Origin of the sequence: Paenibacillus sp. FSL R5-0912, from assembly GCF_000758605.1 — a bacterium.
Classification (GTDB): Bacteria; Bacillota; Bacilli; order Paenibacillales; family Paenibacillaceae; genus Paenibacillus_AQ.
In genome coordinates this window covers 6907333-6919401 of sequence record NZ_CP009282.1, presented here as the reverse complement: position 1 = coordinate 6919401, position 12069 = coordinate 6907333, and the positions used below count along the sequence as shown (strand labels likewise).

Below are 12069 nucleotides of genomic sequence, written 5' to 3'. Positions count from 1 at the left end.
GATCAGGATGAACAAAATAGAAGACATTGTTGAAGTATATGCAGGTTGCTGCGAGGTACAAATTACCGACAACGCATTGAGGGTGACCGTTCCCATGATCGTGATGTATCCGACAGATGCACCGGAACAGACTGATAGGATGGGGCCGTACTCGTTGGAGGTGGCCAGAGATGCAGCGCCGTTGGATGGGGAATTTAGGATGGTCCTCATTTCACACGGTACAGGCGGTTCACCGCTTGTGTACCGGTCGCTCGCTCGGCATTTGGCGCGCAGCGGCTTTATCGTTGGCCTGCTCGAACATCCATTCAATAACCGCAACGATAATAGTTTGGAAGGTACTGTCCAAAACCTCACCTATCGCCCCCGGCACCTTCGCATGGCAGCCGACTGGTTTTTTGAAGATGAGAGGTTTAAGGGGCTTCTCCAGCCGGGAGGCCATTCGGTCATCGGGCATTCCATGGGGGGGTACACCGCGCTTGCAGCAGCTGGCGGCATCCCGACCTCCTTCCCTACTGAGAGCCCGGATGGGAAGCCGCAGCAGATCGATGTTCCTTATGATTCACGCATCCGGTCCCTGATTTTACTAGCCCCGGCGTCCGTTTGGTTCCGTAATGAGGGAGCATTAAGCAACGTTCGGCTCCCCATTCTCATGTTGGATGCCGAGCAAGACCCTTACACACCTCCTTTTCACGCACAGATCATCATGAATAGTGTTGCTGAACCGCAAATGATTCGCTATCGGACGGTAGAGAATGCCGGACATTATTCCTTCCTGACTCCTTTCCCAGCTGAGATGCTTTCACCAGCTTTCCCCCCCTCGCAAGACCCGCCTGGCTTTGATCGCGTGCAATTTCACGAAACGCTGAAGGCTGAAGTAGTAGAGTTTCTGTTGATTTAACATTAGGAACAATCACTTTCCGTCGAAATCAAATGTTACCTGAGAGTTCGATTAACTAACCGTTACGCTAACTGGAGAATGTTAGTTCAATAACAGGCTGAAACAGCAGCGGCAGTCTAGAACTTTATTTCAACGAACAACAATTAAAGTTGGTACCTGAAGAATAATGTAAGAACTCAGACCATTAAGTTAGTGTCTTTACAAAATAGTTGGTCCTAGAAGTTGAATAGGCCCATTGAATACCCACCAAAAAGTCCCGATGATATCTTAAATCATCGGGACTTTTTTTGCGATTGGTTGAGATCATGGGAACGAAGGTTACCAGACGTTTAGTGAAAGCAATACGTGGCCTGTGTTGTCATTTCGCTACAATCGGCACGAATATATCAGATAGATGATAGCCCATATTCTCTTTGAATATTTTGGGTGTAACAACATGGGTCATAACGTAACGTTCAGCTGAATCATTGTCACTTGTTGATATTTCGAAGCACTGGCTTGTCTCAACCCACGAGCGAATGGATGCTTTAGTTTCCTGGATGGCCGCTTCCTCTGCGTCTTTCGAAGTTGCAACTGCATATAATCCCCCAGGGAAATCGACTACTTCGTATCCACCTGTATCTTTGTATCCTACCGGAAGCGCAAAAAACCATTCCAAGTAACCCTTTTTGATGTTATACCACATAAAGTCACGGGGCGTAATGTAATGCTTCACATCGACAGAAGACCACCATTGGTCAAACGCTTCGAAATCCTCCGTATCTGATATGCTTCCCGAATTAACGACTGTCAGAGGTGGAATCTCAATTACACGGATATTCTCCATGTTCACAAAACCTCCTGAATAGAAGTACTTTAACCAAGAGCATAAGTGTAATGGATAAATTTGGAGATGATATGCATCACAAGTGAATTTTGTAGGTTGGAATCCATCACTCATATCCGTTCGGAATGTTAAAAAAACCTGTGACAGCAAAGCCGGCGGTCTTTGTTTTTAAGACGATTCCCCTATAATCCTCTTGATACCTGCCTCATAGAAGGGGTACATATTATCAAGTTCCATAATGTGCGTTTGAATGGGCACTCCATACATTAAAGCGAATAATTGACTTACTAATTCATTGTACTGAGAAGGAGGTATCGTTTTTATCTCCGAAAGATGGTAGTTAAAAACCTGCTGCAGGCTCAGCGGCTCTACCTGTTGGTCAAATGCTTCCTTATTAAACAGATAATACTCGTACTGTGAAGGCTCGATAGCGGGTGGTTTTTCGGTAAGCTTACTATAATATTGAATGAGTGATATCATGATTTTTTTGCCGGGAACCGTATCATCACAAATCGATTGAAATACTTTATACAATCCTGCTTCACCTGGATGCCTTTTGCGGTGGATATCAAAGCTTCTATCATAAAGCCACTTACATATGAAGTAATCTAGTACCTGCTCTTTGTAGCTAAAGTTTTTGAAAAAAGTTACTTTAGTTGTATTAATGTTAGAACACAGTTCTTCCAGGGTTAAATCATTAATACTTTTCATTGTCAGCAGACGAAGCATCTCCTCCAGAATAGAAACCCTCAGAAGAGCCGCCTTTTTTTCTCTAATCCCGAAATTCTCCATCCGTTTGCTCCTTCTTGGACCTGCTTCTAATCCAGGCTGCACCGTTTACTAGTAAGATAGCGATAACCACAATATAAAATACTAAAGTTGATATGCTTTTGATAATTGTAAAAGTACTTGCTGCATAAACAAGGATTATTGGAACTGCCGCTTTGTACGAAAGCATCATGAAGATCATGATGTTCTCCAGGTAATCAAATAACATGGCAACCAGCGGAAGGGCTAATGCGGCTTTTGAAAAAGAGGAATATATAGATGATGCAGATGTATTCTTCACCTTATTATATAGACGAAGCAGCAAAATGAAAGTAGATAATCCAGTCAAGCCATTTAGGATAGGAAACAAAATATCGAGGGGTAACTGCACATGCAGATAGAGGGTATAACCTTCTTCAGATAACTGTAATAGAAATTTATGCGCATATTCATAAGTATACCCCAAAGGATTCATATCAAAGATCTGGAGACCGCCAGCCTCTTGGCATATTCGTGGAATCGAATAGCTCTGCATAATGGCATAAATAGATTGAGACATTAATAGAAAGAGCAACCAAAGCTTAAACGTTACAGTTTCAAGACCCTTAGCCAGCCTATTGATCATGAGAAGACCTCCGGAAATTAGATTTACCGTAGTAAATAAATTAACTTAAGTTAATCATAATATAAGGGGAAGCCGACTCAAAGTCAACAATCCATAAGAAAAACAACACGAGTTAAATTATGCTAAAATGTAGTTAATTTTAAAAGCTAAAATGTAGTTGATTAATAATGCAGATATCCCTGATGAACAAAGGAGAATTGAAAATGAGAAAACTTGTTCTATTTCTGCACGCATCGCTTGACGGTTTTGTGGAAGGACCGAAGGGGGAAATGGATATTGGCTGGATTTCCTACGATGCTGATTTGGAGAACCACGCAAAAGAAATTCTCAGTACTGCCGACACTGTTATTTGGGGGCGGGGGACTTATCAGATGATGTACAGTTATTGGCCATCAGTGCCTTCGGATCCATCCTCTTCGCAATATGAGCTGAACCATGCCGAGTGGATCGAAAAGACAACCAAAATCGTTTTTTCTACGACCCTGGAGAAAGTCGAATGGAACAATTCCAGATTGGTGAAAGAAAATGTCGAGGAAGAGATCAGGAACCTTAAGCAACAGGCCGGCAAGGATATGGTCATTCTCGGCAGTCCTAGGTTAGCCCATTACCTAATGCAGCTTGATTTGATCGATGAGTATAAAATCACAGTTTCTCCCGTCCTGATCGGCAGCGGGTTACCGTTATTCCAAGGTCTAAAGGAAAAAATCAATCTCAACCTTATCGAAAATAAGACATTTGATTCTGGAGCCATAGGTCTCGTTTACCAAACGGTCAGATGACCGTTGACTCCTACAGTTCGAGCATGATTTTATTTGAGTTTCCGTTGCCATGACGCCAACACTTTGCAAGGAAGCGAGATCGAGTTCGATCAACGCAGGAGGCGGCCGCCTCCTTGGGTGCGGCGTCAAGGACCGAAAACAGCGGTAGTCTAGGACTTTATTTCTCGTCCATGGCTACCGCTGTTTTAATAACTGTGGCTAGTTAAATATTATTTTCCGAGCCCTAACGTTATATTGCTTATTACAGATCGACTCTCCAGTTGCCCATCATCTTGGCGACTTCCGGATCGCGGTACGATAAGAAAAGACTTTGCTGCTTATCGAGAGTGGAAATTTGTTCGATATCGTCGGCGCTCAGTTCAAAATCAAAAATGTTGAAGTTTTCGGCGATCCGCTCTTTGCGCACCGATTTTGGAATAGCCACAACTCCACGCTGAACAAGCCAGCGAAGCACGACCTGGGCTACGGACTTGTTATGTTTGTCTGCGATGGAGGTCAGTATTTCATTGCCGAACAGGTTGTTAAGTCCTTCAGCAAACGGGGCCCACGACTGGTGCTGTACTCCCTGCTCTTTCATAAAAGCGGCACTCTCAATTTGATGGTAGAACGGATGTGTTTCAACCTGGTTGACCGCGGGCACAATTTCGTTATGCACGATGAGGTCCATCAGACGGTCGGGCAGGAAATTGCTGACACCGATCGCCTTGATCTTGCCTTCGCGGTACAGGTCTTCCATTGCACGCCAAGCGCCGTAATAATCGCCGAACGGCTGGTGAATAAGGTATAGATCGAGATAGTCGAGCTGCAGCTTTTTTAAGGATTTGGCAAACGCCAGCTTGGCACTCTCGTAACCGGCATCCTGAACCCAAAGCTTGGTCGTGATGAACAGCTCCTCACGCGGCACACCGCTGCGCTTGAGCGCGCGTCCGACCGCTTCCTCGTTCAGATAACCGGCGGCAGTGTCGATCAGGCGGTAACCGGCCATCAGGGCTTCATATACCGCATTCTCACATTCTTCAGCATTCGGAACTTGGTAGACACCAAAGCCGATGACCGGCATTTTCACACCATTGTTTAAGGTTACGGTTTGCATTGTAATTCCTCCTAATGTTCAAATGATAATAGCCTTCGTGTTACACGAAGTCAAGGCGACTTAGTCATAAAAATGTACGTAGATCTCTGTCTCGAAGGAGATTCGACCATTCCGCAACGCGCCGCACTCATGATGAAGCATAGAGAAGCGGCGCTCGCTAAGCTCGAAGAAGCCAAACAGCATGTTGCCCATTTGGAAGAGAAAACCGTACTATATCAAGCCATCCTGGAGCACCGCTCTCCAGACACGACCAATACTGGTAACTGGGACAAAATTCAGCATATGCATAGTGACGTATTTTACTCGCCCACTGCTCGGAAGGCGTGAGAGATGTACGTGAGACAAATCGTTATGAAGAAAATACTGGATTAGGAGTGGGGAAAAGAAATTTGGAAGAGTGCATCAAGATCCGCAGTGAGCAAGGGGATTGTGCGGTTGGAGAAGCCGTAGTTACAACAGGAGGGAACTTGAAGAGTCGTCTTGTAGTCCATACTGCGGTTTCCGTTTGAGATATGATAAATGCAAAGTGGGTGACGTTACTTGGAGGACATAAATATTTTAATTCAAAAGCTGGATTGGGATACACCTGTGGAAGGGAGAGAGAATGCAATAAAAAAGCTGCAGTATGTTAATGATGATGAACTCCATCTATTATTACAGCCTCTCTCGAAAGGGCATTGGGATGGAGCTGCTGAAGTAATCCTAAATATAGGATATCCCCGTGTGAAGAGTATATTGCCGGAACTGCTTATTTGGATCCAGGATTTGAATTGGCCGGGTGCTGACAAGGTCTCGCGGTTGTTAAGAGAAATTGGCGATCCGCTTATTCCATATATAAAAAATGTATTTATACATAATAGTGACGATAGAGAATGGATTTGGTGGATATTTGAACGCATCATTGATCAATGGAATACGGAACAGATATCTCAAATCCAGAAAGAATTAATTCAGCTTTCTAAAGGAAGAGTTAATGATGTGAAGTATCGAACTGGAAAAATCTAATCCCGGAATGGATTGTGAACAACTTCAAAAAGAATTTAGTGAGGTGATCTTTAAGCCGGAATTATCCAGACCGTTTTATGAGCAAAACAAGGCGGGATTTTCGTTTTGTAACTATAAATCTTACTTACAGAATTATTTAAATGAAATTGAAGATTTAGCCACTGAGGTGTCGTACTTCGTCTAACTTAATCGCGCTACAGGCCATACAGTTTCATTGATCTGCGATTTTAATTAAGAATAATACACGGTTTCTATTTTATATAAGGTTTGCTCAATAGTCGGGCATAGATTGGCATCTGTTTTGTAAAATTTAACACGGAAGTATAAACTTTTCAAAAAGTTTTTTATATTATTTTTTTGCTTAAAGGCAGGAAGGAATTCCGGATTTTTCTCTATATCAGCAAAACTTTGAATCCATTGCTCTACATAAGTCTGACTAAGTATTTTTCTGTTTAGAATACTAATGACGGGTCTTACCATTCGCTCATCCTCACCATCGGAGTAAATCCGGTCTGTGATGGTGATCTTGTCGTAAACCAATTTGAGGATGGTTAAGAGGTCTTTGTTATCCAGTTCGGAACATTGAGCCAGATCGTCCAAGGCATCTGCCCCATGAGCGATGGCATGAGCCCAGCCTTTTTCCTCGTCATACCCGCGGTAATCCCGTTCTTCTTTTATACTGTACAATACTTTCTCTTTGATCTGATGAATTTGTTCACTTGAGAGAAAGGGGGATTCACGGTGTCTCATAAGGATGAGCGGTATGACCAGCATTGAGAAAGAACGGGTGAAGACCGAGTCTGTATTATTTTCGCCAAGCTTAAAGTGCAAGTGCTGTGTATCCAAAATAACAGGCAGAAGTTGTTCCAGCTCGTATGCAGTTAGAGAATGACCGGGAATCCAATGGGATAAGGTCGTATAAATCAGATCATCACGCAGCTCAGCATCCACAGAACCGATGTTATGTATCATTTCTTGTGCCAACTGGAAAGTGTCGGGAGGTGCCTGGTAGCCATTTTCTGTGATTGCTATCAACTTTTCTTTTAAATTCATTGTACACGCTCCTGCTTTTTCGGTATTCCTTCTTCTCTTATTATAAGCGAAAATTCGTTTCTAAATGAAGAAGTGCATATTAAACTTGCTCTGGAGGAAGAAGTAATCGAGGTGGTTAACCGGATAGATGAAGCAGGTACGTAGTTCAAATATATAGGGTGAATACTCTAAATAAAGCGGTCATGGAAATAGAACTGTGAGCAAAGAGGGAGACGCATGCTTTTGAATATTATCCATGATCGAGCCGTCAAATAAAGCGGGGGTACTGGTAGCGCTCATAGGAGACTGGAGACAGATTTGGAGTGTGAATATCCCGGGAACAATATTTATATTTTTGCTCTCGGCGGAGTAATGTTACAGATTGTTGTAATGGGGATTATCTACTTGACGCTTGGAATTGGCAGTGAAGGTAATTATTATCTTCCGTTGCTATTTATGATTATAAATCTGAGAACAATAATAGTTAATTTATATCCAAGAATCTTTGCGCGTTATGGAGTGTATTACCCTAGTGACGGATTGCTTTTGAAAAGAATACTACAGATGAAGGCATCTCCGGACAACAGGCTGTAGTCCTTCAATTAAGATTTTTATAATCGGGACACTAAGGCAGCAATGCCCGGGTGTCTTTTTTTATGTCTTTTTGGGACAGGACCCAAAAATAGTGGTATTTTTCCCAATGAGGGGTCCTTATGTCTGAGAGCGTCTGGCAATATAATATGAATGCGGTTACATAAAACCGAGGATTGAATATAAAAGGGGAGGCAAAGTATGAAAAGTATGAAGCGTGTTCTAGCGGGGATCTCTACACTGGTTTTGATGTCATCTGCTCTGGCAGCGTGTGGAGGCAATAATAATTCAAGCTCATCCGGCGCAAACGCAACAACTGCTCCAGCAGCTAATACTGCTACAGAGGCTACAACTGCTCCAGCAGCAGGATCTGGTGAGAAAGTTACTATCAATCTCTGGAGCTTCACGGACGAGATTCCAAACATGACCAAGAAGTACATGGAGCTACATCCTGAAGCGAATGTGGAATTCAAAACTACGATTGTTGCAACTACAGATGGAGCCTATCAGCCTGCTCTTGACCAGGCGCTGGCCGCTGGCGGAAAAGATGCACCAGATATTTACGCTACTGAAGGGGCATTCGTACTCAAATATACACAAGGCGATGCATCCACTTTTGCCGCCAATTATGCTGACCTGGGCCTTACTGATCAAATGGTTAAGGACGCAGGTATCGCTCAATATTCTGTTGATATCGGCAGCAAAGACGGCCAGCTGAAAGGTCTTGGCTATCAGGCGACAGGCGGAGCCTTTATCTATCGCCGCTCGCTTGCCAAGGATGTATTTGGAACAGATGACCCGGCTACGATCAAGAATGAAATTGGTCCAGGCTGGGATAAGTTCTTCAGTGCAGCAGAAAAGCTGAAAGCTAAAGGATATGCCGCAGTTTCTGGAGATGGGGATCTCTGGCACGCGGTCGAGAACAGTTCTGATAAAGGCTGGATTGTCGATGGCAAGCTGCATATTGATCCGAAGCGCGAAGAGTTCCTCGATCTTTCCAAGAAGCTGAAAGACAACGACTATTACAACGATACGACAGACTGGCAAGAAGCCTGGTTCGCTGATATGAACGGTACTGGTGCAAAACCGGTCTTCGGCTTCTTCGGTCCTGCGTGGCTCATTAACTATACGTTAAGCGAACATGCAGTAGAAACAAAGGGTGACTGGGCAGTTACTGAATCACCAACAGGCTTCTTCTGGGGAGGCACTTGGTTGATCGCTAACAAAGATGTAGTCAAGGACGAAGCCAAAAAACAAGCCGTTGCCGACTTTATCAAGTGGGTAACACTCGACACCTCTGAAACCGGACTCCAGTACTCCTGGGCTAACGGAACAATGAAAGCTGGCGAGCAAGGTGCGAAGGACAGTGTTGCTTCCTCCGTTGTTATGGATAAATCTAAAGGTGATTTGGAATTGGTTGGCGGACAGAACATTTTCGATATCTTTGTTCCAGCTAATGCCAACGCTTCCGGTAAGAACTTGACTGCATTCGACGAAACGATCAACAAGCTCTGGCGTGATCAAGTACGCGAATATACTGCAGGCAACAAAGACCGTGCTAAAGCGATCGAAACCTTCAAACAGCAAGTCAAAGATCAACTGAATATCGATAGCGAATAAAAAGCAATCGAAGGGGCGGGGGAGTCATCCCGCCCCTTCATATCAACTAAAGGGGTGAGAGCATGCGCCGCAATGGTGTGAACTACTCTAAATTTGGCTATATTTTTACGTTTCCGTTTGTTTTGGCATTTCTGATCTTCTCGCTGTATCCTATTTTATACACCGCATTCATCGGGTTCACCGATTTGCAGGGATTAATACCAAAACCAATACATATTTTGGATAATCCTTTTCAGAATTTCAAAGATTTGATCCTTAGTAACGCCTCTTTCCGAAAATCTCTGATTAACACCGGGATACTCTGGATTGTCAACTTCGTTCCCCAAATTCTTCTTGCACTCTTGCTTACTGCATGGTTTACGAACCAGCGTCTCAAAATAAAAGGACAAGGTTTCTTCAAGGTTCTGCTGTATATGCCTAATATTATTACTGCGGGTACAATCGCCTTGCTTTTCAGTACTCTGTTTGGCTATCCAATGGGTCCAGTAAACAGTTTCTTTGAAATGATGGGTTGGTCCGACGCTCCGATCTACTTCCTTCAGGATAAGACGACAGCGCGGGGCATTGTGGCGTTCATCCAGTTCTGGATGTGGTACGGGAACACCATGATCATTCTGATCGCAGGTGTTATGGGTATCAATCCCGCGCTCTTCGAGTCTGCATCGATTGACGGTGCAAACGGAGTTCAGACGTTCTTCAAGATCACGCTGCCAAGTTTACGTACAATTCTACTATTCACACTGATTACATCGATGGTCGGTGGTTTGACCATGTTTGATATTCCACAGCTCTTCCTTGCGGGCGGACCGGATGACTCTACGCTTACCACGTCCATGTTCATTTATGGGCAAGCCTTTAAGGGAAGCTATTTGTACAATCGTGCTGCTGCTGCGAGCATGATTATGTTCTTGATTTCAGGGATATTGTCTGCATTTGTGTTCTATCTAATGCGTGACCGTGACGCGGCAAGACTTAAAAAAATCGAAAAAATGCATCGGAAATCCACCAAGAGCAGCCAAAAGGGGGGCGTAGCACATGGACAATAATCAAAAAGGCGGAAACGTCACCCGGAAGATAAACAAGACGATTATCTATATCGTCTGTATCTGTCTGGCGGTGCTCAGCGTCCTTCCGTTTTGGATCATGTTTGTAAACGCCACCCGTTCTTCAGCAGAAATTCAAAGCGGTATCTCATTGTTTCCTTCGTCCCATATGATGGACAATCTGAAGTTGCTGCTTGAAAAGAGCTTCGATCCGATTCAGGGGTTTATCAACTCATTTGTTATCTCTTCTTCAGCTACTCTCTTAACGGTCTATTTCTCCTCCCTGACGGCTTATGGTCTTGTGACTTATAGCTGGAAGCTGCGCGGGGCATTCTTTACCTTTATTTTGTGTGTAATGATGATTCCTTCCCAGGCCAGTGCCATCGGATTCTATCAGTTCATGTATAAAATTCATTGGACCAATAGCTTCCTTCCGCTGATTCTTCCGGCAATTGCCGCACCGGCGGTGGTATTCTTTATGCGCCAGTATCTGCTGGCCACGCTGTCGATAGAGATCGTTGAAGCTGCGCGGGTAGACGGCTCGAGTGAGTTCAAAACCTTTAACCGGATTATCCTGCCGCTGATGGCTCCGGCTGTGGCGACACAGGCGATCTTCGCCTTCGTGGGCAACTGGAACAACCTGTTCATGCCGCTCATCCTGCTTACCCAGAAAGAGAAGTATACGATGCCGATCATGGTCAGCTTGCTGCGCGGGGATATATACAAGACGTCGTTCGGCTCGATCTATATGGGGCTGGCGCTGACAGCTTTACCGCTGTTCGTAGTCTACTTCCTGTTGTCCCGTTACATTATCGCGGGCGTAGCGCTTGGCGGCGTCAAAGAATAAACCCACTCAGATTCATCCCAAATTGAGTTCTGTTGATTAGCTAAATTATGGTTATGGAAACGTAGTAGACTTTTTCTTGAGGCCGCCACATTGCGGAGATCTGCAGAGGTGTAGAAGATTTACGGAATGAGCGATTTCTTTGCTACTTATTTTGGCTAATCAACAGGCGTACTCCTGATAATGGATAACATTATCGGGAGTTTTTTTGTAAATATACAAATTTTATGTTTCACATGATAAGTTATCCTTCTATCTCTCGCTGAAACGGCGCTTGCAATGGCTTCGCAGGGCGTAAGCGTATCGGTGGTGCGGCTTCCGCTGTCCGTTCATGGTGATGGCAACTGGAGCTGTCAAAAAATAAATATCGGATGAGTCAGAGCATATTGTACAATTGAAAGGATGATGTGAAGTTTCTTTTATTTAGCTCACAGGGAGGAAGAATGGATGAAAATCGGTTTGCTGATTATTGATCTGCAAGAGGTGCATTTGGGCAAGGTGGAACAGAAAGTAATCGATAAGGCCTGCGAGTATATTAACTATGCTGCAGAACTGCTGCGTTCCAAAGATCATACCGTGATTCATGTTCAGGACATTGAGGGTATGCAGCCTTCAGAGGAAGCGAAGTTCAATATCATTCCCGGAATCGAAATTAAGGAGACAGATCTTAGAGTGACGAAGGAATATTCGAATGCTTTTTGGAAGACGGACCTGGAGCAGATTGTGCTGGAGCAGGGCATTGATCTGCTGATTCTCTCGGGATATGCCGCTGAGCACTGCGTACTGTTCACCTATAACGGGGCTCTGGAGAGAGGCTTCAAAGCCGTACTCCTGCAAAATGGAATTCTAAGCTCACAAAGTGATGTGATTCCTGCAACCTATAGAGACCGGAGTCTGATTTCTTATCCAGTGATTGAGGCGCTGGTGCAGTAAGGGAGTATCGCA

13 protein-coding genes and 1 pseudogene are annotated in these 12069 nt (G+C 44.3%); 9 read left to right on the top strand and 5 right to left on the bottom strand.

The features are described 5' to 3' along the window. Window positions 1-7: 7 nt before the first annotated feature. On the top strand, window positions 8-898 hold the full coding sequence (locus tag R50912_RS29200) for an alpha/beta hydrolase family protein (protein WP_042239879.1): 891 nt from the start codon (window positions 8-10) through the stop codon (window positions 896-898). A gap of 358 nt (window positions 899-1256) precedes the next feature. Here the strand turns inward: R50912_RS29200 and R50912_RS29195 are convergent, their stop codons facing one another. The 3 genes from R50912_RS29195 to R50912_RS33680 form a co-directional block, all read right to left on the bottom strand. After that, complete coding sequence (locus R50912_RS29195; RefSeq protein WP_042239877.1) at window positions 1257-1724, bottom strand: GyrI-like domain-containing protein; 468 nt, start codon at window positions 1722-1724, stop codon at window positions 1257-1259. A 168-nt stretch (window positions 1725-1892) separates the two neighbouring features. Further along, window positions 1893-2516 carry a hypothetical protein gene (locus tag R50912_RS29190; protein ID WP_042239875.1) on the bottom strand — a complete coding sequence of 208 codons (624 nt, stop codon included), beginning with the start codon at window positions 2514-2516 and terminating at the stop codon, window positions 1893-1895. Then, complete coding sequence (locus tag R50912_RS33680; protein ID WP_052416754.1) at window positions 2497-3117, bottom strand: hypothetical protein; 621 nt, start codon at window positions 3115-3117, stop codon at window positions 2497-2499. The genes R50912_RS29190 and R50912_RS33680 overlap by 20 nt, the downstream gene beginning before the upstream one ends. 203 nt (window positions 3118-3320) lie before the next feature. Between R50912_RS33680 and R50912_RS29180 the strand changes: the two genes are divergently transcribed. Then, window positions 3321-3896, top strand: a complete 576-nt coding sequence (locus tag R50912_RS29180) for a dihydrofolate reductase family protein (protein ID WP_042239874.1) — start codon at window positions 3321-3323, stop codon at window positions 3894-3896. A 241-nt stretch (window positions 3897-4137) separates the two neighbouring features. Here R50912_RS29180 and R50912_RS29175 read toward each other — a convergent pair whose 3' ends face one another. Next, window positions 4138-4989 carry an aldo/keto reductase gene (locus tag R50912_RS29175; protein WP_042239872.1) on the bottom strand — a complete coding sequence of 284 codons (852 nt, stop codon included), beginning with the start codon at window positions 4987-4989 and terminating at the stop codon, window positions 4138-4140. A gap of 63 nt (window positions 4990-5052) precedes the next feature. Between R50912_RS29175 and R50912_RS36115 the strand changes: the two are divergent. The 3 genes and pseudogenes from R50912_RS36115 to R50912_RS33675 form a co-directional block, all read left to right on the top strand. Further along, window positions 5053-5316, top strand: a pseudogene (locus tag R50912_RS36115) (MerR family transcriptional regulator); the annotation flags it as partial. Next, window positions 5313-5498, top strand: a complete 186-nt coding sequence (locus R50912_RS36305) for a macro domain-containing protein (RefSeq protein ID WP_331281889.1) — start codon at window positions 5313-5315, stop codon at window positions 5496-5498. The pseudogene R50912_RS36115 and the gene R50912_RS36305, both read left to right, overlap by 4 nt. 31 nt (window positions 5499-5529) lie before the next feature. Continuing rightward, window positions 5530-5994, top strand: a complete 465-nt coding sequence (locus tag R50912_RS33675) for a DUF5071 domain-containing protein (protein WP_052416753.1) — start codon at window positions 5530-5532, stop codon at window positions 5992-5994. Window positions 5995-6225: 231 nt separating this feature from the next. Here the strand turns inward: R50912_RS33675 and R50912_RS29160 are convergent, their stop codons facing one another. Beyond that, on the bottom strand, window positions 6226-7047 hold the full coding sequence (locus tag R50912_RS29160; RefSeq protein WP_042239870.1) for a DUF2785 domain-containing protein: 822 nt from the start codon (window positions 7045-7047) through the stop codon (window positions 6226-6228). Window positions 7048-7818: 771 nt separating this feature from the next. On the opposite strand from R50912_RS29160, the gene R50912_RS29150 reads away from it, so the two are divergent. The 4 genes from R50912_RS29150 (at window position 7819) to R50912_RS29135 (ending at window position 12057) form a co-directional block, all read left to right on the top strand. Next, entirely contained in the window at window positions 7819-9237 is a 1419-nt protein-coding gene (locus R50912_RS29150; RefSeq protein WP_081956711.1) for an ABC transporter substrate-binding protein, read from the top strand. 62 nt (window positions 9238-9299) lie between these two features. Next, on the top strand, window positions 9300-10283 hold the full coding sequence (locus tag R50912_RS29145) for a carbohydrate ABC transporter permease (RefSeq protein ID WP_042239867.1): 984 nt from the start codon (window positions 9300-9302) through the stop codon (window positions 10281-10283). After that, the gene (locus tag R50912_RS29140) at window positions 10273-11127 is read left to right on the top strand and encodes a carbohydrate ABC transporter permease (RefSeq protein ID WP_042239865.1); all 855 of its coding nucleotides are present in this window, start codon (window positions 10273-10275) and stop codon (window positions 11125-11127) included. The genes R50912_RS29145 and R50912_RS29140 overlap by 11 nt, the downstream gene beginning before the upstream one ends. Before the next feature lie 444 nt (window positions 11128-11571). Beyond that, on the top strand, window positions 11572-12057 hold the full coding sequence (locus R50912_RS29135; protein WP_042239863.1) for a cysteine hydrolase family protein: 486 nt from the start codon (window positions 11572-11574) through the stop codon (window positions 12055-12057). Window positions 12058-12069 lie beyond the last annotated feature (12 nt).

Coding starts and splice junctions, on each gene's coding strand:
- R50912_RS33680 (WP_052416754.1), bottom strand. CDS start 3,117: ATGATCAATAGGCTGGCTAAGGGTCTTGAAACTGTAACGTTTAAGCTT.
- R50912_RS29150 (WP_081956711.1), top strand. CDS start 7,819: ATGAAAAGTATGAAGCGTGTTCTAGCGGGGATCTCTACACTGGTTTTG.
- R50912_RS29180 (WP_042239874.1), top strand. CDS start 3,321: ATGAGAAAACTTGTTCTATTTCTGCACGCATCGCTTGACGGTTTTGTG.
- R50912_RS29145 (WP_042239867.1), top strand. CDS start 9,300: ATGCGCCGCAATGGTGTGAACTACTCTAAATTTGGCTATATTTTTACG.
- R50912_RS29195 (WP_042239877.1), bottom strand. CDS start 1,724: ATGGAGAATATCCGTGTAATTGAGATTCCACCTCTGACAGTCGTTAAT.
- R50912_RS29175 (WP_042239872.1), bottom strand. CDS start 4,989: ATGCAAACCGTAACCTTAAACAATGGTGTGAAAATGCCGGTCATCGGC.
- R50912_RS29135 (WP_042239863.1), top strand. CDS start 11,572: ATGAAAATCGGTTTGCTGATTATTGATCTGCAAGAGGTGCATTTGGGC.
- R50912_RS29200 (WP_042239879.1), top strand. CDS start 8: ATGAACAAAATAGAAGACATTGTTGAAGTATATGCAGGTTGCTGCGAG.
- R50912_RS29190 (WP_042239875.1), bottom strand. CDS start 2,516: ATGGAGAATTTCGGGATTAGAGAAAAAAAGGCGGCTCTTCTGAGGGTT.
- R50912_RS29160 (WP_042239870.1), bottom strand. CDS start 7,047: ATGAATTTAAAAGAAAAGTTGATAGCAATCACAGAAAATGGCTACCAG.
- R50912_RS29140 (WP_042239865.1), top strand. CDS start 10,273: ATGGACAATAATCAAAAAGGCGGAAACGTCACCCGGAAGATAAACAAG.